Source organism: Pseudomonas sp. GW456-12-1-14-TSB6, assembly GCF_059424205.1.
On the sequence record NZ_JBWKZE010000036.1, the window covers coordinates 27,761 to 53,423 of the forward strand.

General features: G+C 62.2%; 20 protein-coding genes and 2 pseudogenes. 13 read left to right on the top strand and 9 right to left on the bottom strand.

Annotated elements, in window-relative coordinates:
* The first annotated feature begins 56 nt into the window (after nt 1-56).
* From AC07Y2_RS25285 to AC07Y2_RS25300, 4 genes and pseudogenes are all read left to right on the top strand, one after another.
* Nucleotides 57-1,784, top strand: coding sequence for a ShlB/FhaC/HecB family hemolysin secretion/activation protein (locus tag AC07Y2_RS25285; RefSeq protein WP_103387165.1), 1,728 nt, complete (start codon nt 57-59; stop codon nt 1,782-1,784).
* A 94-nt stretch (nt 1,785-1,878) separates the two neighbouring features.
* Nucleotides 1,879-6,348 (top strand): hemagglutinin repeat-containing protein, encoded by a 4,470-nt coding sequence (locus AC07Y2_RS25290; RefSeq protein WP_103387166.1) that lies wholly within the window; start codon nt 1,879-1,881, stop codon nt 6,346-6,348.
* Nucleotides 6,349-6,523: 175 nt separating this feature from the next.
* A pseudogene (locus AC07Y2_RS25295) lies at nt 6,524-6,937 on the top strand (class II aldolase/adducin family protein); the annotation flags it as partial.
* A 221-nt stretch (nt 6,938-7,158) separates the two neighbouring features.
* Nucleotides 7,159-7,539, top strand: coding sequence for a hypothetical protein (locus AC07Y2_RS25300; RefSeq protein ID WP_103387167.1), 381 nt, complete (start codon nt 7,159-7,161; stop codon nt 7,537-7,539).
* Between the two features lie 101 nt (nt 7,540-7,640).
* Here the strand turns inward: AC07Y2_RS25300 and AC07Y2_RS25305 are convergent.
* A pseudogene (locus tag AC07Y2_RS25305) lies at nt 7,641-7,838 on the bottom strand (helix-turn-helix domain-containing protein); the annotation flags it as partial.
* Nucleotides 7,839-8,175: 337 nt separating this feature from the next.
* Here AC07Y2_RS25305 and AC07Y2_RS25310 point away from each other — a divergent pair.
* From AC07Y2_RS25310 to AC07Y2_RS25325, 4 genes are all read left to right on the top strand, one after another.
* Nucleotides 8,176-8,799 carry a class I SAM-dependent methyltransferase gene (locus AC07Y2_RS25310; RefSeq protein ID WP_103387168.1) on the top strand — a complete coding sequence of 208 codons (624 nt, stop codon included), beginning with the start codon at nt 8,176-8,178 and terminating at the stop codon, nt 8,797-8,799.
* Nucleotides 8,800-8,907: 108 nt separating this feature from the next.
* Nucleotides 8,908-9,408 carry a sigma-70 family RNA polymerase sigma factor gene (locus AC07Y2_RS25315; RefSeq protein WP_103387169.1) on the top strand — a complete coding sequence of 167 codons (501 nt, stop codon included), beginning with the start codon at nt 8,908-8,910 and terminating at the stop codon, nt 9,406-9,408.
* Between the two features lie 40 nt (nt 9,409-9,448).
* Nucleotides 9,449-10,432: a FecR family protein gene (locus tag AC07Y2_RS25320; RefSeq protein WP_103387170.1), complete on the top strand. Its 984-nt coding sequence runs from the start codon at nt 9,449-9,451 to the stop codon at nt 10,430-10,432.
* Between the two features lie 98 nt (nt 10,433-10,530).
* A complete protein-coding gene (locus tag AC07Y2_RS25325) occupies nt 10,531-12,954 on the top strand; it encodes a TonB-dependent siderophore receptor (protein ID WP_103387171.1) in 2,424 nt (807 codons plus the stop codon).
* 133 nt (nt 12,955-13,087) lie between these two features.
* Here AC07Y2_RS25325 and AC07Y2_RS25330 read toward each other — a convergent pair whose 3' ends face one another.
* Nucleotides 13,088-14,239, bottom strand: a complete 1,152-nt coding sequence (locus AC07Y2_RS25330; RefSeq protein ID WP_039770273.1) for an MFS transporter — start codon at nt 14,237-14,239, stop codon at nt 13,088-13,090.
* A gap of 136 nt (nt 14,240-14,375) precedes the next feature.
* Here AC07Y2_RS25330 and AC07Y2_RS25335 point away from each other — a divergent pair, with 136 nt between their 5' ends.
* A complete protein-coding gene (locus tag AC07Y2_RS25335) occupies nt 14,376-15,371 on the top strand; it encodes a diaminopimelate epimerase (RefSeq protein WP_103387172.1) in 996 nt (331 codons plus the stop codon).
* 10 nt (nt 15,372-15,381) lie between these two features.
* Here the strand turns inward: AC07Y2_RS25335 and AC07Y2_RS25340 are convergent, their stop codons facing one another.
* From AC07Y2_RS25340 to AC07Y2_RS25370, 7 genes are all read right to left on the bottom strand, one after another.
* Nucleotides 15,382-16,953, bottom strand: a complete 1,572-nt coding sequence (locus tag AC07Y2_RS25340; protein WP_074689164.1) for a glucan 1,4-alpha-maltotetraohydrolase domain-containing protein — start codon at nt 16,951-16,953, stop codon at nt 15,382-15,384.
* Between the two features lie 128 nt (nt 16,954-17,081).
* Nucleotides 17,082-17,738 (bottom strand): carboxymuconolactone decarboxylase family protein, encoded by a 657-nt coding sequence (locus AC07Y2_RS25345; protein ID WP_039770271.1) that lies wholly within the window; start codon nt 17,736-17,738, stop codon nt 17,082-17,084.
* A gap of 114 nt (nt 17,739-17,852) precedes the next feature.
* Nucleotides 17,853-19,088: a cytosine deaminase gene (codA, locus tag AC07Y2_RS25350; protein WP_085648185.1), complete on the bottom strand. Its 1,236-nt coding sequence runs from the start codon at nt 19,086-19,088 to the stop codon at nt 17,853-17,855.
* Nucleotides 19,089-19,101: 13 nt separating this feature from the next.
* Complete coding sequence (codB, locus tag AC07Y2_RS25355; protein WP_011335109.1) at nt 19,102-20,373, bottom strand: cytosine permease; 1,272 nt, start codon at nt 20,371-20,373, stop codon at nt 19,102-19,104.
* Between the two features lie 172 nt (nt 20,374-20,545).
* Nucleotides 20,546-21,358: an alpha/beta fold hydrolase gene (locus AC07Y2_RS25360; protein ID WP_103387173.1), complete on the bottom strand. Its 813-nt coding sequence runs from the start codon at nt 21,356-21,358 to the stop codon at nt 20,546-20,548.
* 85 nt (nt 21,359-21,443) lie between these two features.
* Nucleotides 21,444-21,800, bottom strand: a complete 357-nt coding sequence (gene queD / locus AC07Y2_RS25365) for a 6-carboxytetrahydropterin synthase QueD (protein WP_007955941.1) — start codon at nt 21,798-21,800, stop codon at nt 21,444-21,446.
* Between the two features lie 86 nt (nt 21,801-21,886).
* Complete coding sequence (locus AC07Y2_RS25370; protein WP_103387174.1) at nt 21,887-22,966, bottom strand: hypothetical protein; 1,080 nt, start codon at nt 22,964-22,966, stop codon at nt 21,887-21,889.
* A gap of 146 nt (nt 22,967-23,112) precedes the next feature.
* Between AC07Y2_RS25370 and AC07Y2_RS25375 the strand changes: the two genes are divergently transcribed.
* From AC07Y2_RS25375 to AC07Y2_RS25390, 4 genes are all read left to right on the top strand, one after another.
* Nucleotides 23,113-23,421: a PepSY domain-containing protein gene (locus tag AC07Y2_RS25375; protein ID WP_039770261.1), complete on the top strand. Its 309-nt coding sequence runs from the start codon at nt 23,113-23,115 to the stop codon at nt 23,419-23,421.
* Nucleotides 23,421-23,732 (top strand): PepSY domain-containing protein, encoded by a 312-nt coding sequence (locus AC07Y2_RS25380; RefSeq protein ID WP_064597979.1) that lies wholly within the window; start codon nt 23,421-23,423, stop codon nt 23,730-23,732. The genes AC07Y2_RS25375 and AC07Y2_RS25380 overlap by 1 nt, the downstream gene beginning before the upstream one ends.
* A gap of 3 nt (nt 23,733-23,735) precedes the next feature.
* Nucleotides 23,736-24,404, top strand: a complete 669-nt coding sequence (locus tag AC07Y2_RS25385; protein ID WP_011335105.1) for a response regulator transcription factor — start codon at nt 23,736-23,738, stop codon at nt 24,402-24,404.
* Nucleotides 24,401-25,663: ATP-binding protein (locus AC07Y2_RS25390; RefSeq protein WP_103387175.1), on the top strand; the 1,263-nt coding region annotated here is incomplete at its 3' end. The genes AC07Y2_RS25385 and AC07Y2_RS25390, both read left to right, overlap by 4 nt.

Below are 25,663 nucleotides of genomic sequence, written 5' to 3' on the forward strand. Positions count from 1 at the left end.
GACTATCACCGCAATTGATGGGGTGGCATTACGCCAGTTGATTGCAAGGATGTTGAGTGCCGTATTCGCTTTGCGTTGTTTTCAGTAGTCGTTCCCTGCCGCGCCCGCTGTTGTCGGCCTTGTTATTGAGTGTGTGTGCGCCCGGCGTTCTCGCCGCCGAAGTTTCAGCCCCAGGCCAGGAAGTGCTGCGCCAGCAACAGCTGCAACAGCGCGATCTGCAACAGCTGCAACTCGAACAGCGCAAGCGGCAGCTGGAGCGCGGCGCGTTCGGCCCGGCGCCGGCCAATCCGGCCATTCCTGAATCGATCAAACCCGATGAGCGCTGCTGGCCCTTGAGCGGGACGCGCATCGGCGGCGTCACGCTGATCGACAAAGACAAGCTCAACGCCCGGATCAAACCGCTGCTGGCGCCGTGCATGGGCGTCGGCCAGATCAACCATCTGCTGGCGACCATCACCGCGCTGTACGTGGAGAAGGGCTACGTCGCCAGCCGGCCGTACCTGAGCAGCGCGCCGGCAGCGGGGCAATCGCTGGATATCCTGATCGACGAAGGTTACATCGAGTCCATCGAACTGGCGGACCAAAGCCTGCCGGTGTCCCTTGGTGGCGCGTTCCCAGGCATGCTCGGCAAGCCGCTGAACCTGCGGGATCTGGAGCAGGGTCTGGATCAGTTGAACCGTCTGCGCTCGCTCGATCTGACCGCCGACATCGCCCCCGGCAGTCAGCCCGGGGCGTCGAAAATCATCCTGCGTTCACGTACCTCGGGACAGTCGCGCTGGAGCTTGGGCCTGGGCGTGGACAACCTCGGCAGCGCCAGCACCGGTCGTGATCGCGACACGCTGAGCCTGACCCTCGACAGTCCGCTCGAACTCAACGATCTGTTGAGCCTCAGCGCCAGCGACACCCTCAATCAGGGCGACCGCTACAGCCGCAACGTCAGCCTCTATTACGCGATTCCCTACGGTTACTGGACGTTCAGCACCTTCGCCAGCCACGCCGAATACCGCGCGCCGTTCAAACTCAGCACGGCGACCCTGCACAGCACCGGCATCACCGATCAACTCTACCTGCGCGCCGACCGGGTGTTGTGGCGCGACCAGAGCCATCAGCTCAGTGCCAACCTGCAACTGGCGCACAAGGATGTCGACAGCTATCTGGAAAACGTCCGCCTGGGCATCCAGAGCCCGACCCTGACCGTGGCCGAAGCGGGGCTCAATCTGTTCTGGCTCGACCGCGCGGTATGGAACCTCGACGTCAATTACGCCCAGGGTTTAAGCGAGTTCGGTGCCGACGACGATGCCGATCACCAGGTCAACAACCTGCCCAAGGCGCAGTTTCGCAAGTACCGCGCCGGCCTCAGCCAATGGCGCAATGGCCAGCTCGGCGCGCAAGCCTGGCAATGGCAGAGCCAACTCAATGTGCAATACAGCCCGGATCCGCTGCCGGCGATCGAACAACTGCTCGGCACCGACGATTCCGCCGTGCGCGGTTATCGGATCAGCAGTGCGTCCGGCGCCAGCGGCGCGATCTGGCGCAACACCTTGCGCGTGCCGCTGCGCACCGATCTGCCGGTGCAGCTCACCCCGCGCGTCGGCCTCGACCACGGCTGGATCAAGGCCGATCACGGTGCTTCGGTTCAACGTCTGAGCGGCGCCAGCATCGGCCTCAACCTGGGCTGGAAAAACCTGCAAGTGGATGTCGATTACCAGCGCAGCCTCAACACCCCGACCGGCCTGCACCGCGAGCCTGAAACCTGGCTGATGCGGGTCGGATTACAGATATGAACGTCAGTGAACAACAGCCATCGGACCTGAGCGCGACAGCCGTGGCCTTCAACTCAACGCGCAACGTGATGCCGCACTACATGGAGAGTTTTTTATGCCAATGAACACCTTTGCGTTTCATCTTTCCCCACGGGGCAAACTGCGCTGGGCGATTGCCAGCCTGTTTCTGGTCGCTCACCTGCCGGGCGCCATGGCCGGCGGTGTGGTGGTCGCACCCGGCCCCGGCGGCACCGCGCAATTGCAGACCCAGGGCGGCGTCCCGATCGTCAACATCGTTGCGCCGAATGGCTCGGGCCTGTCGCATAACCAGTTCCTCGACTACAACGTCGACCGTCAGGGACTGGTGCTGAACAACGCCTTGCAGGGCGGGCAATCGCAGCTCGCCGGGCAACTGGCGGCCAACCCGCAATTGCAGGGCCAGGCCGCGAGCGTGATCCTCAACGAAGTGATCAGCCGCAACCCGTCGGCCATCAACGGCGCCCAGGAAATCTTCGGTCGCGCCGCCGACTACGTACTCGCCAACCCGAACGGCATTTCGGTGAACGGCGGCAGTTTCATCAACACGCCGAACGCCAATCTGCTGGTCGGCCGTCCCGAGCTGAACGACGGCAAGCTGCAAGCCCTGAGCACCCGCGACGCCACCGGTCAGTTGCAGATCCAGAGCGGCGGCCTGCGCAACGGCGAAGGTTCGATCAACCTGATCGCCCCGCGCATCGACAGCCAGGGCGCAATCAGCGCTCGCGATCAACTGAACTTCACCGTCGGGCGCAATCAGATCGACTACGCCAGCGGCCAGGTGAAAGCCGTGGACCCGGCTGACAACACCACCGATCAGCGGATCGACGCCAGCCTGTTCGGTGCGATGCAGGCCGGACGCATCAACATCGTCAGCACCGCAGAAGGCGCGGGCGTGAAGGTCGGCGCTGTGCAAGTCGCCGGGCGTGACGGTGTGCAGATCCGTTCGGCGGGCGACTTGAGCGTCAGCGGTCAGGCGATCCCGGACAGCCTCGACCTGACCCGCGCCGGTATCCGCAGCAGCCAGGGCGACGTCGGCCTGCACAGCGGCAAGGACCTGACCCTGGCCGCCACTGACGTGAGCGGTCGCGACGTGAAGGTCGAGGCCAAGCGCAATCTGACCCTGACCACCGTGGAAAGCCGCAAGCTCCAGGAACAGCGCGAGAACTGGAACAACAGCACCATCGGCATCACCTGGGAAACTTACGAGCGCACCAAGACCGACAGCGATTCGCGTCAGCACGGCAGCCAGATCGTCGCCAGCCGCGACGCGCAATTGTCGTCCGGCAAAGACACCGAACTGAAAGCCGCCAAGGTCGACGCGAAGAACAACCTCAGCGTGCAAAGCGGCGGTGACCTGCGCCTGACCGCCGCCACTGAAAGCCACACCCGGACCGATCAGGGCAAGCACCGCAAGCACCTGTGGAAAGCCGATTGGGACAGCAGCAGCGAAGAGCAGCGCAGCGTCACCAGCCAGTTGAAGGCCGGCAACATTGCCCTGCAAACCGCCGCACTGTTGCGCTCCGAAGGCGCCGAACTGAACAGCGCCGGCGATCTGCAACTGGCCGGCAAACAGGTGGAAATCACCACCGCGACCCGCACAAATCGCAGCAGCGACAACCGCTATTCCGGTGATCTGGTCGGCGGCGGTTTCTTCGGCAAGACCGGCGACGCCGAAAAGGGCCAGACCCAGCATCAGGGCAGCAAGATCAACGCGGCCGGCAAACTGGTGGTCAAGGCCGACGACGTGCGCATCAGCGGCAGCCAGGTGCGCGGCGGCCAGGACGCCAGCGTGATCAGCGACAACGGTTCGCTGACCATCGACGGCGTGCAGGACACCTCGCACAGCAACAACCACGACAAGGACAGCAAGTTCTTCGGCATCACCAAGGACGAGTCCCGGCAGAACAGCAAGGACAGCACCACGGTGCGCAGCGAGCTCGCTTCCGACAGCAACCTCAAGCTCAAAAGCGCCAAGGACATCGAAGTCGCCGGTTCCACGGTCAAGGCTGGCAGCGCGCTGGTGGCCGATGCTGCGGGCGATGTAAATGTGCATTCGACGCAGAACACCCACGACAGCAGCAAGAGCACGCAGACTCGTGGTTTCGACGCCTACGCCAAGGAGCAGACGGCGGAGCAATATCGCGCCGGCGTGCATTACTCAGACAAGGCGCAAACCGTCACCGTCAACGACGTCACGCAGCAGGGTTCCAGCCTCAGCGGCGGCAGCGTGCAGGTGAAGGCGGGCGGCGATCTGACGCTGAAGGGCGCCGAGGTGAAATCCACCGCTGGCGACACGACCCTGAGCGGCAAGAGCGTCTCGTTGCTGGCCGAGCAGGACAGCCACAGCACCTCGACCGAAACCCGCAACACCGGCGGCGGTTTCTACTACACCGGCGGCCTCGACCGCGCGGGTAGCGGTGTGGATTTCTCGCACAGCACTTCGCAAGACACCACCGCTAAAACCGCTGCGCAAACCACTGGCGTGCAGAGCAGCGGCAGCCTGAACATCAACGCTGACAAACTCGTCACCGAAGGCGCGCAACTGAAGTCCGGCAACGGTCTGAATGTCGCCGCCAACGAAGTCGACAACCGTGCCGCCAGCAACACCGAAAGCAGCACTCACAGCGAGAGCAACTGGTCGGCGGACATCGGCGCCAACGTCGAGTACAAGGACATCGCCCGGCCGATTGCCGGTGCGGTGAAAGAAGTACTCGACGGCAAGGTGCCGGACAAGGACGCACTGGCCAATCTCGGTCAGCCGAACGTCGGTATCGACGTGGCAATCGGTCATGTCAGCGCCGATAAAACCGAGCAGGGCAGCAACGCCGTGGTCAGCCGGTTCGACGGCCAGACCGTGGACGTGAAGGTCGGCGGCACGCTGCACGACCAGGGCACCCAGTACAACGCCAGCGCCGGCAAAGTGAACATCGGCGCCGACAAACTGGTGGCCGATGCCGCGAACAACACCCGCAGTAGCACCGAAAAATCGGTGGATGCCAAGGTCGATGTGCGCGTCTACACCAAGACCGGTGAAGACGTGAACGTGGCCGGCAGCGGCGCGGGTGGCAGCAGCCAGTCGAGCAAGGACAGCTCCACGGCGGTGGTCGGCGGTTACGCTGGCAATCAGGGTGTGAACATCAATGTCGGCGGCGATGCCCGGTTCGAAGGCAGCCGTTTCGACGGCGGGCAGGGCGGTGTCAGCATCAAGACCGGCGGCGATCTGGCTCTCAATCAGGCCAACAACCGCCAGAGCAGCGACAGCTCCAGCCTGCGTGGCAACGGTTCACTGACCGTCGGCACCTTGCCGGGCACTGACGGCACCAACATCGATCTCGGCGCCGGGTTCCAGCTCGATCACAAAGGCAACCAGACCACCGACAGCCAGGCCCACGTCGCCAGTATCAATGGCAACGGCCCGGTGCAACTGAGCAGCGGTGGCAATCAGGTGCAGCAGGGCACGAAGATCGACAGCGCTGGTGCTATCGACCTCAAAGCTGACGGCAAGCTCAACCTGCAAGCGGCCACCGACTCGCACGTCGCCACCGGCAGCAATCTCGGCGGCGGCCTGAAGGCGGGCGGCAGCAAGACCAGCAGCGAGAAGAGCCACGATCAGGGCGGCAACCTCAGCGGCAATTTCAACATCGGTCGGGTCAACGAGAACACGCAGACCCTCAACGGTGGCCAGCTCACCAGCCAGAACGGCATCGCGTTGAGCGGCGATTCGGTGCACCTGCAAGGCACCCAGGTCAGCGCGCCAAACGTCAGCATCGACGCGCAGAAGGGCGGTTTCGTTCAGGAGTCCGCGCAGTCCACCGACAACCGCAACAACTGGAATGTGGCGTTGAATGCCGGTGGCAATCTGAGCAAAAGCACACCGACCGCCGCCGATGAAAAAATCAGCAGCGATCACGACTTCAATGCCGGGGCCAAGGTCGGCGTGGATTACCTGCAAGGCACCACTCGGCAGAATAGCCAGATCAAGGCTGACACGGTGGTGTTGAACAGCGCCGGTGATGCGAGCCTGAACGGTGCGCGGATTGATGCGCGCAATGTCAGCGGCAACGTGGCCGGTGATCTGTCGGTCGAAAGCCGTCAGGACTCCAGCACTCACGCCAAGGTTGACGTGGATCTGGGCCTGACCGCCAAGAAGACGCCCGCAGATGACAAAGGCAAACTGGCCGGCACGGACTACAAGCCAACGCTGAAAGTCGACGGCGAGTACGCGCACAAGGACAGCGTGAAACAGGCTTCCGGCATTAGCGCTGGTCAGGGTGTGAATCTCACTGTCGGCGGCACTACCCAGCTAACCGGCGCGCGGATTTCCGCCACCGAAGGCCAAGTCGATCTGGGCGGCTCGAAGGTCAGCAGCCGCGACCTGAGCAACCTCGACTACGGCGTAAAAGCCGGCCTGGAGCTGCCACACAAAACCGAAGAAAACGCACCGAAGGTGTCCCTTGAAAACGGCAACCTGAAAGTCGGCCCGGTGACCCTGAGCGGTCATCTGGACAGTCGGCCCCTGCAAGCGGGGATCGACGAAAAAGGCTGATTCACCGTCAGTGAAACCGGTGGGAGCGAGCGTGCTCGCTCCCGCTTCTGATGGGCACCCCGCTCAAAACGGCAGCCACTGTCGTTTCCCGTCAAGTCGATGAATACACGCGCTCTACACTCGGGTGAAACCGGGAGGCCGCGCCATGCACGACAACGTCGAACACCTGAGAATCCAGCTGGCCTGCCTGAAGGACTCGCGGCTGCCACCGATCGAGCAGAACAGCATGCGGTTTTTCGAGCGGATGGCGATTGATGACGGCTTTGACGGCATGGGCCTTGGGGAAGAAGCGGAGCGGGGGAGCAGGCTGCTCGGTGACAAGCCGATCCTGCCGATGGGCAATCACGGCTTGTTGGTCGCGGCACCGAGTGTGGCCCAGGCGTTTGATGATCTTTATTACTTCGAGCGGGCTTGCGAGGTGTACATCACCGCACTGGCGACCGGGCGCGAATTGCGCGTGGCCAGCGATGAAGTGGCGCGCAAGACGTGTCGGCAATGGCTGGAGTATCCGGGGTTTGCGGATAAGCATTTCAACGCATTGATGGAAATCCTCGACGAAGAGGAACCGGTCTACCGCCAGCTGAATTAGCGCTGAGTTCTCGGATAGCCGATCTAGAACCCGCGCGGATTCGTGCCACAGTGAAACTGAGTTTGGCTGGAAAGAACAAGTTGTTATAGCGAATGGGTCTTGAATGACTGTCAGTTCTGACAGTGTGCAAAAAGCTGATAAGGGACGACGATTGGCTTGAGGCGCGTGGTTCCGATTGAACCTGCGCTGACATTGAACCAATCAATTCAGAGGGCTGAAAAATGAGCGACATTACTTTTCCAGGCGCAATTAACGGTGTGATCACTTGCCGTTCTGACCCAATGAACGGCATCAAGGTAAAAATTGGACCACTTACCGGTGCGCAAATCGGTGGTGTTTTGACAATCACATGGCAGGGATACAGTGATCCAAGTGGCTCAGTGCCCATCCCCGGCACTCAGACATCGCTGAATCATTTTATTACCCAGAATGACGTCGACAACGGGGTGGAAAAAAACATCGGTGACTGGCTCGCAAATATTAAACCCATTCAAAACGGCTCGGCTCGCGTTGACTACACGATCAATGGCGGTGGTGGGAACAATGCGTTGGTAGCGGTCCGGTTATTGAACTCAAGTGGCCAATCGTGCGACGAGGTCTGAACGCACAGCTGAACGTTCGAGTTCCAATAGTGCCTGCCTGTTGCAGGCATTGTTTTGCCAAAAGCTTGCGCAACGTCTCGGGTGAACGGCCGCTCTTCGTTTCAAGGTGCCTTGCCCAGCGACTGGCGCATCACTGGCGTGCTCCACGCCGGACATCGATGCTCGCTCGGCGGGAAGCCAAACCGAGCACGGTAAGTGCGGGAGAAATGCTCCAGCGAGCCAAACCCTGAACACGCCGCCACCTGGGCCACGCTCATCTGCATCTGTTGCAACAGGTTGTGTGCCCGAATCAGGCGCATGTCGGCCAGATCCGGAAACACGCGGCGTATTTCCTCATCGGCCCCAGGGAACAGATCCCGCGGCGACAGTGCATTCGGGTCGAGGTTGAAGTAGATGAAGCCGCCGAGTTCTTCGGTGTGCACTTGGGAAATGTTGAACTGTGCCAGCTCGAATTCTTTATCCACTTGCAACGCGGCGTACCGTGCGGAACGGGTGTGGGGTTGATGGATTGCGACCAGTTGATGGGCGGAATGATCAATCGACTGCTTCACGCGAGAGCCTTGACAGCCCTGCGATAATGAAACTTCACCGCAATCTGCGCGGTGCACTCGATTATGATGCAGAGGAAGGTTTTCGATGGACAATCAAGCACTCAAGGCCCTCTTCGACCAGCAGTCCGCCGTCTATGACAAACAGTGGAGCGGCATGGCGCCCCTGCGTGATGCCCTGTATTTGCTGCTGGATTCGGTGTTCGCGGGCCTGCCGGAGAATGCCCGAATTCTCTGCGTCGACGTGTGCCGTCAGCGAGCGACCGAAGGCGGTTTTTTCTCCCGTTGCCGTTTTCACGAAGGCTATCTAGATACGCTGACGGATGAATCCGGTTACGACGGCGCGACCTGTTTTCTGGTGTCGCAGTTTTTGCTCGACCCTCAGGTTCGTATCGACTTTTTCCATGAGATTGCCCGTCGTCTGGTGCCGGGCGGAGTTCTGGCGAATGCTGATCTGGCCTCTGATACCGAATCACCGGCCTTTGAAGCATTGCTGCGTCACTGGATGACGCTGATGGCATCGGCACAAGTGCCGGCGGAGATGCTTGAGCGAGCGCGTTTGGTCTACGCCCGGGATGTGGCGATTCTGCCTGCGCCGCAGGTCGCCGGTCTAATCGAGTCGGCCGGGTTCGAGGCGCCGGTCCAGTTCTTTCAGGCGGGTTTGATGCACGGTTGGTTCTGTCCGCGCAAGGTAGAGATTGCCGCGATTTAGAGCGCTGGTGGGATAGAGAAAACAGCTTCGTCGGCACACCCGAGGAATCCATTGCTTCGGCTTAATAGGAAGCATTACTATTCACGCCCCTTTCTTCAGCACGCCGCAATGACCCCCATGCTGCCCCGCAGACCCGGCTTTCTCGAGCATTACGAAGAGTTGATCGGCACCTGGACCCGTCGCCTGCGCAATCGCTCGCAGGCCGAGGATCTGGCGCACGACACCTTTGTGCGGGTGCTCGAATCCGATTCGTCGGCGGTGCAGCAACCCCGGGCGTATTTGCACCAGACCGCGCGCAATATTGCGGTGGACGGTTATCGGCGTGAGGACCGGCGGGGCGCCATGGAGTCGGAGGCGATCGATCTCAGTGAGTCGCCGACCGGCGACCCGGAGCATTACATGCATGCGATCCAGCTGGCCGACTCCATCGAACGCGCGCTCACGGAGCTGCCGGTCAACTGCCGACGGATCTTCGTCTGGCAGAAGATCGAAGGCCTGACCCAGGCGGAAATCGCCGAACGCCTGGGCCTGTCCAAGAACATGGTGGAAAAGTATATGATCCGCACCCTGCGGCATCTGCGTGATCGCCTGGATGGGGCGCAATCATGAGCCGTGGCGTCTTTTCATCCCCAGCCAAACAGGACATTCCATGATGGATACTCGTGATTGCGCGTGCGGGCAAACAACGGTGCGCGATGACGCGGCACGCTGGTTTGTGCGTTTGCAGGAGCCAGCGATCGATGCCGAACAATATCGGAACTTCGACGCGTGGTTGAACGAACATCCCCAGCACCGGGACGAATTCCAGTTGCTGCAAGGCTTGTGGACGGCGGCGGATTTGCTGCCGGCGCCACGACTTAAAGCTTTGTGCGAAATGCCGCCAGCGCGGCGCGAACGCCGTCCGTTGTTGCGTTATGCCGTGGCGGCCAGCGTGGTCGCGGTGGCGCTCGGGCTCGGCCTGTTCAGCGGCTTGAATCACCCGACGGGTTACAGCGCCGAATTCGCCACCGCGCTGGGCGAGCGCAAGCATGTCGCGCTGCCGGACGGCTCGGTGATCGACCTCAACAGCCGCAGCCGTTTGCAGGTGCGTTTCGAGAAGGATCGGCGGCTCATCGAACTGACCGAAGGCGAAGCGATGTTCAGCGTCGAGCACGACACTTCCCGCCCGTTCGTGGTCGAGGCCGGCAGCGGCAAGGTCACGGTGACCGGCACCCGCTTCGATGTGCGGCGCGACGTGACGCAGACCCGGGTCGCGGTGGAGCAGGGCACGGTCAAGGTGCAGGGCCGTGATGCGGCCGATGCCGATTTCATCAGCCTGACTGCCGGCCTCGGCACGCGGATCGATGCCCAGGGCAAAGTGGCGCCGGCCTACGCGGTCAACCCGGCGGAGCTGACGGCCTGGCGCAGCGGCAAACTGGTGTTCAACAATGCCAGCCTCAGCGAAGTTGCCGAGGAAGTGTCGCGTTATCGCGACAAGCCGCTGAAGGTCGCCAACCCGGCCGTGGCCAATTTGCGCCTGACCAGCGTGTTCAAATCCGACAACACCGATGCCTTGCTCAAGGCCTTGCCAAGCATTCTTCCGGTGGCCGTGCGCACCCTTGCCGACGGCAGCCAGGAAATAATTTCAAAATAAAATTCAGGTTTTTTTCGAGTTCGTCGTCTTCCTGTTCAGCTGCAACTGGTTTGCATTAACAGCCGCACACTCTTGCGATCCACAGGACTCCGTTCGACGTGAAAAACTCCACCGCCAAAAACAATAAATCTCCTTGGTTGCCGCTGGCGCTCGCGCTGGCGGTCAACGCCGCCATGCCGATGGCTTTTGCCGCCGAAGCCATTCACATCCGCGCACAGCCGCTGGGTCAGGCCCTGAGCGAACTGGGCCAGCAAACGTCGTTGCAGGTGTTTTTCAGCCCGGACCTGGTCGCTGGCAAACAGGCGCCGGCGGTGGACGGCAATCTTTCTCCGGAGCAGGCCCTGCGCCAATTGCTGCAAGGCAGCGGTCTGGATTACCAGATCAATGAAGGTTCGGTGACGCTGGCGCCGGCCCCGACTTCCGCAGCCAACGGCCCGCTGGAGCTGGGCGTGACCGACATCAAGGTTGTCGGCGACTGGCTCGGCGACGCCAACGCCGCCGTGGTGCAGAACCACCCCGGCGCGCGCACCGTGATCCGCCGCGAAGCGATGGTCGAGCAGGGCGCGATGAACGTCGGCGACGTGCTGCGCCGCGTGCCGGGTGTGCAGGTGCAGGAAGCCAACGGCACCGGCGGCAGCGACATATCGCTGAACGTCGGCGTGCGGGGTTTGACGTCGCGTCTGTCGCCACGCTCCACGGTGTTGATCGACGGCGTGCCGGCCGCGTTTGCGCCGTACGGCCAGCCACAACTGTCGATGGCGCCGATTTCTTCCGGCAACCTCGACAGCATCGACGTGGTCCGTGGTGCCGGCTCCGTGCGTTACGGACCGCAGAACGTCGGCGGCGTGATCAACTTCGTGACCCGTGCAATTCCGGAAAAAACCACCGGTGAAATCGGCACGACTCTGGAGACCTCGCAGCACGGTGGCTGGAAACACATCGACACCGCGTTCCTTGGAGGCACTGCCGACAACGGTATCGGCATGGCGCTGTTGTACTCGGGCGTCAACGGCAACGGTTACCGCGAGCGCAACAACGGCAACGACATCGACGACGTGATCCTCAAGACCCACTGGGCACCGACCGATCAGGACGATTTCAGCCTCAACTTCCACTACTACGACGCCAGCGCCGACATGCCCGGCGGCCTGACGCAAAAGCAGTACGACGACAAACCGTTCCAGTCCGACCGCGACTACGACGGCTTCAGCGGCCGCCGCAAGGACGTGTCGTTCAAGTGGATCCGGCAGATCGACGAGCGCACCCAGGCGGAAGTGCTGACCTACTATTCCGACAGCTTTCGTGGCAGCACCATCGCCGCCCGCGATCAGAAAACCCTCAGCTCGTTTCCGCGTTCTTACTACACGCTGGGCATCGAGCCGCGTGTTTCGCGTGTGTTCGACGTAGGCCCGACCACCCAGGAAGTCAGCGTCGGTTACCGTTATCTGAAAGAGGCGATGCACGAGCAGTCGAGCCGCCTGGCACTGGTCAACAACGAGCCGGTGGTCACCAAGACGTCGGACGGTCACGTGTTCCAGGATCGCACCGGCGGCACCGAGGCCAACTCGGTCTACATCGACAACAAGATCGACGTCGGCAACTGGACCGTGACCCCAGGCATTCGCTTCGAACACATCAGCACCGACTGGCATGATCGCGCCGTGCTCGACACCGCCGGCAAACCCGTCCCCGAGAAAAACCGCAGCATCGAAAGCAACGAGCCGCTGCCGGCCCTGAGCGTGATGTATCACCTGTCCGATGCGTGGAAACTGTTCGCCAACTACGAGACGTCTTTCGGCAGCCTGCAATATTTCCAGCTCGGCCAGGGCGGCTCGGGTGACCAGACCGCCAATGGCCTGGAACCGGAGAAAGCCAAGACCTACGAAATCGGCACGCGCTACAACGATGACGTGTGGGGCGGGGAAGTGACGCTGTTCTACATCGACTTCGATGACGAACTGCAATACATCAGCAACGACGTGGGCTGGACCAACCTCGGCGCGACCAAGCACCAGGGTATCGAAGCGTCGGTGCACTACGACATGGCGGCGCTCGATCCACGTCTCGATGGCCTGACTGCCAACGCCGGTTTCACTTACACCCGCGCGACCTATGAAGGCGAGATCCCCGGCTTCAAGGGCCGCGACCTGCCGTTCTACTCGCGTCAGGTGGCGACCGTCGGCCTGCGTTACGACATCAACCGCTGGACCTACAACATCGACGGCTTCGCCCAGTCCAAACAGCGCTCGCCGGGCACCGGCGTGAATGCTGATGGCAGCTTCAATGGCAATTACATCACCGAAGGCACGGCGGACGGGCAGTACGGCGACATTCCGGGTTACGTGACCTGGAACGTGCGCGGCGGCTATGACTTTGGTTCGCAGCTCTCGAACCTGAAGCTCGGCGCCGGGGTGAAAAACATCTTCGACAAGCAGTACTTCACCCGCTCCAGCGACAACAACTCGGGGATCTACGTGGGCACGCCACGGACGTTCTTCGTGCAGGCCAGCGTAGGCTTCTGATCTGCACTGATGGTTCCTCCGTCGAACCGTCTGCGTGGGAACACCTCCGCGTCCGCTTTTCTTGGGGCGCGGAGCGTCCCTGGCTGCGTTCCCACGCAGAGCGTGGGAACGATCTGAACACATCAGATCAGGCTCATACCTTCAGCGCTTTCCCGCCAATCGCCACCGCCACCAGCAATGTCGCCATCAGCCCGAAGGCAAAACTCAGGCTGCTGGCGTGGGCGACAAAACCGATCACCGCGGGCCCTGCCAGAATCCCTGCATAACCCAGCGTAGTGATTGCCGGCACGGCGATGCTTTCCGGCATCACCGTCTGTTTACCCACCGCCGTGTACAGCACCGGCACGATGTTCGAACAGCCGGCGCCAACCAGCGCATAACCCAGCAGCGCGGCTTGCCAGCTCGGGGCGAAGGTCGCCAGAAACAATCCCGCCGCTGCCAGCAGACCGCCAAACAGAATGATCCGGGTTGCGCCCAGTGCGCGGACGATCCGGTCACCGGTCAAGCGACCCGCCGTCATGGTCAACGCAAATGCTGCGTAACCCAGCCCCGCATAGGCAGTGTCGATCCCGCGTTCCTGCGCCAGGAACACCGCGCTCCAGTCCAGCGCCGCCCCTTCGGTGAGGAATACGATGAAGCACATGCCGCCGATGAACAGCACGATCCCGTGGGGCACCGCGAACGCCGGCCCCGAGCTTTCACTGCCGTAAGGCAGCATGTGCGGCACGGCCTTGAACAGCGCCGCGATCAGCACCAGCACCACTACCAGCATCGCTGCCAGTGGCGACAGCCCCAGACCGAGCAGGGCACTGACGCCCGCCGCGCCGACGATCCCGCCGAGGCTGAACAGCCCGTGAAACCCCGACATCATGTTCTTGCCGCTGGCCCGCTCGACGATCACCGCTTGAAGGTTCACCGTCGAATCCACCGTGCCCAGCCCGGCGCCGAACATGAACAACGTGGCGATCAATGCCGGAATCGACGACACCGTCGCCAGCAACGGCAATGCTGCACAGATCAGCAGCGTGCCGCCGGTGGCTACCTTGCGGCAGCCAAACCGCGTGGCCAGAATCCCCGCCAGCGGCATCGCCAGAATCGAGCCGACGCCCAGGCACAGCAACAACAAACCCAACGTGCCTTCATCGAGCCCGGCGCGCGCTTTGGCGTAGGGCACCAGCGGCGCCCACGCGGCGATGCCGAGCCCGGCGATGAAGAAGGCGATGCGCGTGGACATCTGTTCGAGGCGTCCGGGAACGAACGTGTCTTGAGGGGTGAGGCTGGTCATAACGATCCTTGGCAAAAAACGTTTCAGCAGCGGACATCCTTGCACAGCTCTTTCGATGGAGCGAGCCCGCTCGCCTCGGCAGGGCGTTGCGATTTACAGTGGCGCCCCTGTCGACGGGAAAAACAAGGGCCGGTTCATGACGCAGTTCTACGATGCACGAGGCAATATCTACGGGGTCGTATCGCCCCAGGCGCTGCGCGATGCCGGGATCGAATTACCGACGGGCGCCGAGCAGTGCGCGCTGTCGCGACAGGCATGGAGCGCTGCTGCCATTGCGCTGTGCTGCGATTGGCCCGATGGTCAACGCCCCGCCGGTAGCAAGTCTCACCGCAGCGATGGCTTGCTGATCGGCCCGTTTCAAGCCTCGCCACCCTTTGATGTGCTGATCGTCAACACCGACGGCACGCTGGCTGAACGCAGCGGCAATGGCCTGACGATTTTCTCCCGGGCGCTGCTCGAACAGGGGCTGATGCCGGAGGAGGGTGCGACGCTACGGGTGCATCACGATAAACCGGATGCGCAATCGCCAGTGCCGACCTCGGTCAAGCCGGCGCAAGTGGCGGGCGTGCAGGGCTTCTGGCTGGACCTCGGCCAGCCCGGTTTCGGCCCGGCAGCGGTCGGTGCGCTCGGCGTTGAACCGGTGCCGTTCAACGGTGTGGAAGTCAGCGGTGTTCGACCGCTGGCGCAACTCAATCCCGCCTGGGTGCACAGCCAGTTCGTGCGCATCGGCAATCCGCATTGCGTGACACTGGTGCAGGATGAAGCCGCATTGCCGAGCAACGCACAGATGCTTGAATCGCCCCTGGCAGACCGTCTGACCGCCATCGCCTACGCCATGCCCACCGGCGCCGGCCAGCCGTGCCCGGCCGGGGTCAATCTGCAATGGGCGATGCGCGCCGGTGATCAACGCATTGTGGCGCGGGTGTTCGAACGGGGCGAGGGGCCGACGGCGTCTTCCGGCACCAGCGCCAGTGCGGTGGCGTCTGCGGCATGGCGGGTAGGCTGGGTGTCGGCGGGAGAGGTGCAGGTGGTAATGCCGGGTGGCACGGCGCTGATCCTGCTGGAGGCGCGCGACGGAGAACTGACTGGCGTGCGTCTGTTCGGCACCGCCGTGCGCGACGAAAATTGCTGAAGCCTCAAGATCAGAACCGCCCGACAGTGTCGCTCACCGCACCACTTTTGAATGCGTTATTCGCGCCCGCCTGCCAATACACTGCGGTCGGCGCCTGGCCCCGCACGATGCACTTCCACTCGAGCTGTTGCTGACCTGGCACCTCCACGGTTGTGCTCCAGCGTTTGTTGTTCAGTGTCAGCGCTATCGCATGTTGTGGGTCCCACGCCCCGAACTCCAGCGATGAACCCGCTGCATAGACACTTTCGCCCGGTTGCGGATTGGCGTTATCGCAATGCACGTTGACTGCCACTGTCGCCGGTTCCACAGGGCCGCTCCAGATCCGGATATCGCCGTTATCCCAGTTCAAGGTCGGCGCGTCCTTGCCTTGCGGCAACTGTTGCAGATCGGATTTGAGGGCGATCACCAATGTGCCGCGTACACCTTGTGTGGTGGCGACCAGTCCCGAATAGGCAGTGTTGAAGCGAATCGGCGAATCAGCGCGGATTCCGGCACTCTTGCGCAGTTTGATCAGTTGCCGGATCAGTTGATCACGCTGCCAGTCATACATGTGCGGCCAGTAAACGGTCGGCGTGCCGGGACTGCTGAGGATGTAGGCGTAAGCCAGATTGACCAGTGGATCGGGCAACGCCCAGTGATGTTGGCCGCCGTAGGCGCCGGGTGAATAACCGGTGTCGTGGTTGTCGACAAAGGTCACGGCGATTTCGCGCCAGGCACGATCCGGATTGCCATTCAAACCGTGGCGCCACTCGGCGAGCGAACCGTTCTGCATACGCTCCTTGAGGGCGAAATCAAACACCGTGCAGTGCGAGCGATCCGACCAGTCCTTGAGCACATCCTGCCAGCTCGCATTGTGTCGCCAGTCGCCCGGCGGGTATTCCCCGGGGCTTTTCCAGTTCTCGCCGACGCAAAATTGCTGGTTGCCGAAGGCGTTCATCCAGCGATCCACGGTTTCCGGCGCGTAGCCACGGACAAAGTCAAAGCGCAGGCCTCGAGCACCGTAGTTGTCGCGCAGATTGATGAACTCGTTTTTGAAGGTTTCGAAGACTGTTGGATTCGCAGTGTTCAAATCCGCCCTCCCATCCACAAACGCGTCACCTTCGTCACAATTTGCGCAGTCGTGCCGCCGTTCGTTGTTCCCTGCCGGGAACAGCGGAAAGACCGCTTTATCGTCCGTGTGATTGGGCACGACGTCGAAGACGACTTTCACGCCAGCGTTGTTGAACGCCAGCACCGCTTGTTTGAGTTGCTGATCAGTGCCGTAACGGCTGTTTTTGTCGAAGCTGTTCCAGAAGTAGCCTTCTCCACCACCGGAGGTCTGAGCCTGGCTGTCGGTCCAGCTTGAGTTGTCCGTCCAAGGGGGCGGTAACCAGACAAGGGTGAATCCGTCGTTGCCAATGGTCGCCGCCTGTTGAGCAAGTACTGAATACCAGGGGGTTGGATTGCGGCTGGAATTCCAGTGGAAGGTTTGCAGCAGAATATTTTCACCGCCGCCGTTGCGAACTGCCGCGCTCGCAGAGCTGGTGGCGGTGACGGCGAGGCCAAGCGCGAAAATCAGAAGAAGTGGTGAAGTCCCTTTCATGATCGTCCCCCCGGGAACGATGGATCCCTTGGGGCTTACTGTGAGCCGACACGCAGCGATTGTCGCCTGTCAGATCTGACAGGTCGGCTCTATCGTTTTGCGATAAAGCCGCCCCGATCCATAACCGTTCATTGGCCTTTGAACAGTTTCACGGCGACAACAGTGTCATCGACCACCGTCACATACAGCAGGGCTATGGGCTGTGTCTCGGGGCTTTGAAAGCACTCGACGATCACAGCCTGCGCCGAGCAGGCTTGCAGCGCCAAACGGTCTGCGTGCCGCAATTGGCGTTTCACGGCGGCACTCAACGGAATGGGTGAATGGCCCTCGCGAACGTCAGAGCAAAATCTCGAAGTGACTTCTCTCGGGGTGCGTGACGGTGGTGATTCAAGGTCCGCGTCTGCAAACAGATGATTGAGCTGCTCCGCAGCGCTGACCGCTCGGGGGAAACCGGCGAAGGCCGAAGCCTGCAGCAGTATTTCAGTCAATTCACCCGGTGCGAGGCCCGATGCCAGGCCGGTTTTGAGGTGCACGCTCAGCGGTGGCCCGACCATGCCCGAGGCGACAATGGCGGCAAACGACACCGCTTCGCGTAATCGCGGATCAAGACCGGGACGTGAGTGTAAATGCCCGTACACCACGCCAACGGCAAGTTCGCGCAGTGCGGGAACGGTATGAAACAAGGCGTCGAGCCTGGCCCCTCCATCGGGTACGAGTTCGACAAACGTATGGCGGCCTTCCTGGTAAAGCGTGGCCATGGGATCGGAAGTGGTCTTTTGATTCATGTCGCGTCCTCACGGATCAATGAGGATGGCAGCGGAGCAACTACGCGCGAACTACGGCATGACAGTGCGTCCATCGGAAGAAGTCGGCGCCCTTGCAGCGCCGACTTCTACACCTTAGACGAATTCCACCACCGGCATCTGCCGCTTCATCAGCACTTTGCCGTCGCGGATCGAATACAGCGGCAGGCCCTGGCTGCGGATCACTTCGTAATCGCTGTCCGCCGACAGGATCAGCAGGTTCGCCGGGCGGCCCTGTTCCAGGCCGTAGCGTTCACCGAGGTGCATGGCTTTGGCGCTGTTGTCGGTGACCAGATCCAGTGCGCTCTGCAGGTTGCGATAACCGAGCATGTGGCAGATGTGCAGGCCGGCTTCGAGGACCCGCAGGATGTTGCCGTTGCCCAGCGGATACCACGGATCGACGATCGAATCCTGGCCGAAGCAGACGTTCATCCCGGCTTCGAGCAGTTCGTTGACGCGGGTCACGCCCCGGCGTTTCGGGAAGTTGTCGAAGCGCCCTTGCAGGTGAATGCTTTCGGTCGGGCAGGAGACAAAACTGATCCCCGAATGCCCGAGCAGGCGGAACAGTTTGGCGCAGTAGGCGTTGTCGTAGGAGCCCATCGCAGTGGTGTGGCTGGCGGTCACGAGGGCGCCCATGTCGCGGCTGCGGGCCTCTTCGGCCAGCACTTCGAGGAAGCGCGAATGCGGGTCGTCGGTTTCGTCACAGTGCACGTCCACCAGGCAGCCGGTGCGCTCGGCCAGGTCCATCAGGAACTTCACCGAGCTGACGCCTTGGTCGCGGGTGTACTCGAAATGCGGGATCCCGCCGACCACATCGGCGCCCATGCGGATCGCTTCTTCCATCAGCTCGCGCCCGTTGCGGAACGATTCGATGCCTTCCTGGGGGAACGCGACGATTTGCAGGTCGATCAGGTGACGGCTTTCCTCGCGCACTTCAAGCATCGCCTTGAGCGCAGTGAGCTGCGGATCGGTGACGTCGACGTGGGTGCGCACATGCTGGATGCCGTGGGCGGCGAGGGTCTGGATGGTTTTCTTCGCCCGGGTCTTGGTGTCTTCCTGGGTGATGGTGACCTTGCGCTCGCCCCAGCATTCGATGCCTTCGAACAGCGTGCCGCTCATGTTCCAGCGCGGCTCGCCGGCGGTCAGGGTGGCGTCGAGGTGAATGTGCGGCTCGACGAAGGGCGGCACCACCAGATTGCCGCCGGCGTCGAGGTCGTCGGGGCCCAGGGTCGGCGCTTCGGTCTGGCGCGCGATGCTGCGGATCAGGCCGTCTTCGAGGTGCAATTCGTGCAGACCTTCCTGGTTGCGCAGTCGGGCGTTGATGATGTGCATCGGGCGAATCCTTTTATAGATCTTGTAGAGGGGCGGCCGCGTTGCGGGCGCCGAGCAGGCCGGTCACTGCGATATACGTTAACGCGGCAACGGCGATGCCGACCAGCGGCGCGACCCACGGCGAGCCGAACGCGGCGACGGTTCCGGCCGCGTAAGCCGCCAGCCCCGGCCAGTTGAACGCCGGTAACCGTGCGTCGGCCAGTCGCGGATAACGCCCGCGCCAGCGGAAGAAAAAGTCCGCCATGATCACGCCGCCAATCGGCGGGATCACCGTGCCGAGCAGGATCAGATAAGGCACCAGCATGTCGTACATGCCCAGCAGCGCGAGCGCCGTGCCGATCACGGCACCGGCCAGGGTCACGGTCTTGCGGCGCCCGGTGCGCAGCAGGTTGCAGCCGGCGACGGCGAAGTTGTAGATGGTGTTGTCCTGGGTGCTCCAGATGTTCAGCAACAGCATCGCCATCGCTGCCATGGCGAAGCCCTGCAACAGCAACACTTCGACCACGTCGGGCTGTTGATAGACGATTGCGCCGTAGGCACCGATCAGCACCATCAGGCCGTTGCCGATGAAAAAGCCGATCAGGCTGGCCAGCACCGCGACCCGCGCCGAACGGGAAAAACGCGTCCAGTTGGTGGCCTGGGTCGCGCCGCTGACAAAAGTGCCAAACACCAGTGTGATGGCGGTCGACCAGTCCAGCGAACCCGTCGGTACGACGCTGAGCAAACCGTCGAGGCCGCCGACTTTCACGGTCGCGACCCACATCGACAGCATCAGCAGCAACATCATCGCCGGCACTGCGATGTACGACAGAATCTCCAGCCCTCGATAACCGACATACGCCGTGGCGCAGAACACCAGGCCGAACAGCACCATCAGGCCCAGCACCGTGGCTTCGTTCAAGTCGAAATACTTGCCCAGCACCACCGCCGCCGTCGCGGTGCCCCAGGCGTACCAGCCGATCTGGGTGAAGCCGAGGATCAGATCGCTGAGTTTGCTGCCGACTTCGCCAAAACAGAAGCGCCCCATCAGCACCGAATTCAGCCCGCTCTTGAAGGCGATGTAGCCGAGGCCTGCGGCGTACACACCGAGCAGCAGATTGCCAATGACGATGACGGCGAGCATTTCGCCGAAGTTGAACGCCACGCCGAGCTTGCCGCCGGCAAACATGGTCGCGGTGAAGAAGGTGAAGCCCAGCAGCACCATCGCCGTGGAGGCCAGGCCTTTGCGCGCGTGCATCGGGACTTCGCTGAGGGGGTAATCGTTGCCGGGATCGTTTTGCGTCATGGGGCGTTCCTTGCTGGAAAGGGGAGGACGCGAAGTGGTTGCAGCGGTCGTGCCAAACGCGATGTTGCGGGTATTTATAGACGAGACACGGATGATCGGCGCGAAAGCAGTGCATCGGGCGCCGTACCGAACCATGTGGGAGCAGCTGGTCCCACAGGGTCACGGGATTGGATCAGAGGAACCGCAGCAGCGCGGCGACTATGGCTTCAGGCGCATCCTCCTGCACCAGATGCCCGGCATTCGGGATCGGATGAAATTGCGATCCCGGAATCATCTTGTGCAACTCGCGCCCGCGTTCGATGGGAATCCACTGATCCTCTTCACCCCAGAGAATCTGCACCGGGCAACGGATCGTCGGGTACAGCGTCTGCGCCTCCAGCGTGTAGCGCTGATCCATCTGCGCAATCTGCCGGTAGAACGCCGCTTGCCCCGGATCGCCCAGCCACGGCTGCACGTAGGGCGCCAGTTCGTCATCGGGAATATCCCGGTGAATCGCCCCGCGAATGTAGGTCGGCACGATGGCGCGCTGGATGTAATCCGGCAGGCCGCTGAACGCCGCTTCGTGCTGGCGCACGTGCTGCACGAACGGCGAACCCCAGGGTGTCAGCGCGACCGGGTCGATCAGGGTCAGGCTGCGGTAATCCTTGCCGTTGAGCAGATGAGCGCGCAGCACGGTGGCGCCGCCGAAGTCATGGGCAACCACATCCGGGCGTTGCAGATTCCAGTGATCGAGCAACTGCGCGAGCAATTCGTTCTGCACGCCGAGGGAGACATCGGCGTCCGGTTGCTCGGACTGGCCGTAGCCCAGCAGGTCGAAGTAATGCACCCGATGCGTGGCAAAAAAGTGCGGCGCGATGCGGTGCCACACGTAAGACGAGAAGGGCGTGCCGTGCACGAACACCAGCGGCGGGCCGTCGCCGCGCACCCCGTGGCGAATCTGTCGCCCGTTGAAATCAAAGACCTGATCCAGCAGCCAGTCCGTCATGGGCCTGTCCTCTTGGCGGGTTCGAGCCAAAAAGCATAGGCGTAAAAAAACCACCGGTCTCGGTGGTTTTTTTGTGTCGCGGGAATTATTCGCCGCGATAGATGCAACCGCTGGTGCAGGTCTCGTGGATGCGGATCGCACTGAGTTCCGGCAGCAAGGGCTTGAGCTCATTCCAGATGAATTTGGCCAGCACTTCGCTGGTCGGGTTTTCGAGGCCCGGAATGTCGTTGAGGTAGTTGTGGTCCAGACGCTCGTACAACGGCTTGAAAATCGCTTTGATCTCGGAGAAATCACGGATCCAGCCGGTGTGCGGATCGAGGTCGCCGCTCAGGTGAATCGCTACTTTGAACGAGTGACCGTGCAGGCGTCCGCACTTGTGGCCGTCCGGTACGTGGGGCAGGCGGTGGGCGGATTCGAACGTAAATTCCTTGAAGATTTCCACAGTGATTTCAGCTCTGTTCAGATGGCGTTCGCCGCAGCGAATTCGGGCAGGCGGCGAGTTTACCAGCTTGTCCAGGGCTGTGCTGACTAAAGGGTCAGCAAGCGCTCGGCGAGGCGACCATTGGCAGTCAGTTCGAGGAATTCGTCGCCCAGCCGGCGGCTCTCGTCCATCGCCGCGCGCCAGTATTTCTGCCGGCTCGGCGCATCGCCCATGAAGCGCTTGAAGTCGTTACGGTCGGGGAGTTTGCCGTAGGGCAGACGCGCCAGGTACTCCTTCGACGGCGCGAGCAACAGCACGTCCTGCAAGCGCTCCACCGACGCCTTGCGCCACGGCAGGGTCTTGTCGAACCAGCCCGGAATCACCCGGTCGGTGAAGTGCGGATACAACACGATGCCGTCGCCGCTGTAGGGCAGGTCGAGGTGATAGTCGAGCAGACCGCCGTCGCGGAACGTGCCGGCACCGGCGCCCGGCAGGTCGCGCACGCCTTCCATGACCATCGGGATCGAGCCCGAGGCCAGCAGCGCCTGGCGCAGGTTGCCGGCGTCGAGGGCGACGAAACGCGACGGGAAGTCGTTCAGCGCATGCACCGGCGGCGCCAGGCGCGGGTCGTGGATGATCAGCCGTTCGAAGTGCCGCGACAGCCGCGCGCGGCCGCGCAGGTTGTCGGCGATCACCGAACCCAGCGCCAGCCCGAGCCGGCCGCGATGATCCTCCGCCAGCCCGCCGTGGCTTTTGACCACCATGATGTTCAAGCGGTAATGGGCGTTGGTCAGAAGGCTGGCATCGCGGCCGTCGAGCAGGTCATCGAGCATGCGCTGCGAACTGCGGCTGACCTCGGCAATGGTCACGCCTTTGTTGAAGTTCTGCTCGGTGTACAGCTGACCGAGGCGGCGGATGCCTTCGGCGGCGTCCGGCAGACAAGCGCTGGCGAACCGCCAGGAACCCACCGAGGCACCGATCAGCGAACGCTCGCGCGGTGCCGCCGGCAACCACTCGCCGAACAACGCCAGATCCAGCCCCTGAATCCCCAATGCCTTGGGCCCACCGGCAGCGCCGGGCAGGGTGCCGACGTCGGCGGCGTTCAGGCCTTGGGCCCGAATACGCGCCATGGCCCTGGGGCCGGCCTTGAGGGTGAGGGCAGGGAACTTGATGTGAATGGCGGTCATACCGGTCTCGATCGTTAGCAAGCGAAAGATTATAAGCACATGTTGCCGTGGCTGCAGGAGCAGGCCCAATGATGGCAATTCAGTTTCAGTTAAGTTCGCACCTTTAAGGTGCGGCCCGTAGCGACACATAAAAATACGGAGACACCATGAAAACCCTGACTGCCCTGACCATCGCCTCGATCATCGGCCTCACCGCCAGCACCGTTCACGCCCGTGATCTCGGCCCGGATGAGGCCCTGCGCCTGCGTGACGCTGGTACTATCGTCTCCTTCGAGAAGCTCAACGCCACCGCGCTGGCCAAACACCCGGGTTCGACGATCACCGACACCGAGCTGGAAGAACAGTACGGCAAGTACATCTACCAGATCGAACTGCGTGATCCGCAGGGGTTGGAGTGGGATCTGGAACTGGACGCGGTGAGCGGGCAAGTGCTCAAGGATCATCAGGATACGTAATGAAGGTGAATGTTCGCGCCACCCGCCGTACGGCATTGGCGCTGGTGATGTTTTGCTCGACGGCCATGGCCCGCGACCTGGGTCCCGACGAAGCCCTCAATCTGCGCAAGCAGGGTGTGATCCTGCCGCTCGAGCAGGTATTACACCAGGCGATGGACCGTTATCCCGGCGCGAAACTGCTGGAAGTCGAGCTGGAAGAAAAACACGACGTCTACATTTATGAAGTCGAGTTGCTGACCGTCGAAGGTGTGGCCCGCGAGCTGCACTTGAAGGCCGATACCGGCGAACTCGTGAAAGACAAGGAAGATTGACTGATGCGCTTGCTTCTGGTGGAAGACCACGTACCGCTGGCCGACGAATTGCTCGCCGGCCTGCAACGCCAAGGCTACGCGGTGGACTGGCTGGCGGACGGGCGCGATGCGGTCTATCAGGGCAGCAGCGAGCCCTATGACCTGATCGTCCTCGACCTCGGTCTGCCCGGCGTGCCGGGGCTTGAGGTGTTGGCGCAATGGCGCGCCGGCGGTCTGACGATTCCGGTGCTGATCCTTACCGCCCGCGATTCCTGGGCCGAGCGCATTGAAGGCCTGAAGGCCGGTGCCGACGATTACCTGACCAAACCTTTCCACCCGGAAGAACTGTATTTGCGCATCCAGTCGCTGCTGCGCCGCTCCAAGGGCCAGGCCAACCAGCCGACGCTCAAGGCCGCCGGGCTGCACCTGGACGAGGGCCGCCAGTGTGTCGTGCGCGACGGCGCCGATATTCAGCTGACCGCTGCCGAATTCCGTCTGCTGCGCTACTTCATGCTGCACCCGGAACAGATTCTCTCCAAAAGCCACCTCGCCGAACACCTCTACGACGGCGAGACCGAGCGCGATTCCAACGTGCTTGAAGTTCACGTCAATCACCTGCGGCGAAAGCTCGGCAAAAGTGTGATCGAAACCCGTCGCGGTCAGGGTTATCTGTTTGGCGGACAGGCTTCGTGAGATCGATCCAGCGCCGCTTGAGCCTCGGGTTGATCAGCGTGCTGGTGGTCGTCGGTGTGCTGCTGGCGCAAACCAGCCTGTGGCTATTCGAAGTGGGATTGCAGCGCTATCTCGAAGCCGGGTTGCGCAACGACAGCGAGAGCCTGCTGGTGGCGCTGGTTCGCGGGCCGCAAGGCTTGCAGCTGGATGAGCGGCACTTGTCGCCGGCCTACCAGCGACCGTTTTCCGGGCATTACTTCCGCATCGACTTCGCCGACAGCCATTGGCGCTCCCGCTCGTTGTGGGATCAGGATCTGCCGTTGCTCGAACGCTCCGGCCTGCACAGCAACCTGCAACTGGGGCCGGACGGCCAGCAATTGCTGGTACTGCGCTCGGACTATCGACGGCTCGGTCAGTCGATTTCCATCAGCGTGGCTCAGGATTACACGCCGGTGCGCGAGAGTTTCCAGCGCATGCGCCAGATCGGCCTCGGCCTCGGTTTGGCCGGGTTGCTGCTGATTCTGTTGTTGCAACGTCTGACCGTGCGCCGCGCGTTGCGGCCGCTGGAAAAGGCCCGCGAGCAGATCGCCCAGTTGCAGCAGGGCCAGCGTTCGCAACTCGATGAACAAGTGCCGGCGGAACTGGAACCGCTGGTGGCGCAGATCAACCATTTGCTGGCGCACACCGAAGACAGCCTCAAGCGTTCGCGCAATGCCTTGGGCAACCTCGGTCATGCGCTGAAAACCCCGTTGGCGGTGCTGCTCAGTCTGGCGTCGAGTGAAAGGCTCGACGCGCACCCGGAACTGCGCAGGATTCTCAAGGAACAACTGGAACAGGTTCAGCAACGGCTGAACCGCGAGCTCAACCGAGCGCGGCTCTCTGGCGATGCGTTGCCGGGAGCGCTGTTCGATTGCGACGCCGAGCTGCCGGGGTTGCTGTCGACGTTGAACATGATCCATGGCGAGCATCTGGAGCTGAGTTATGTGGCCCCACCCGGTCTGCAATTGCCGTGGGATCGTGAAGATTTGCTGGAACTGCTCGGCAATCTGTTGGACAACGCCTGCAAGTGGGCGGATGCCGAGGTGCGACTGAGCGTGGTCGAGACGGCGGAAGGCTTTGTGCTGAGCGTGGAAGACGACGGGCCGGGGATTCCCGAGGCGCAGCGGGCTCAGGTGTTCAGCCGGGGAACGCGGCTGGATGAGCAGACCCATGGGCATGGGTTGGGGCTGGGGATTGTGCGGGATATTGTCGAAACGTGGGGCGGGGTTTTGGTGTTGGGC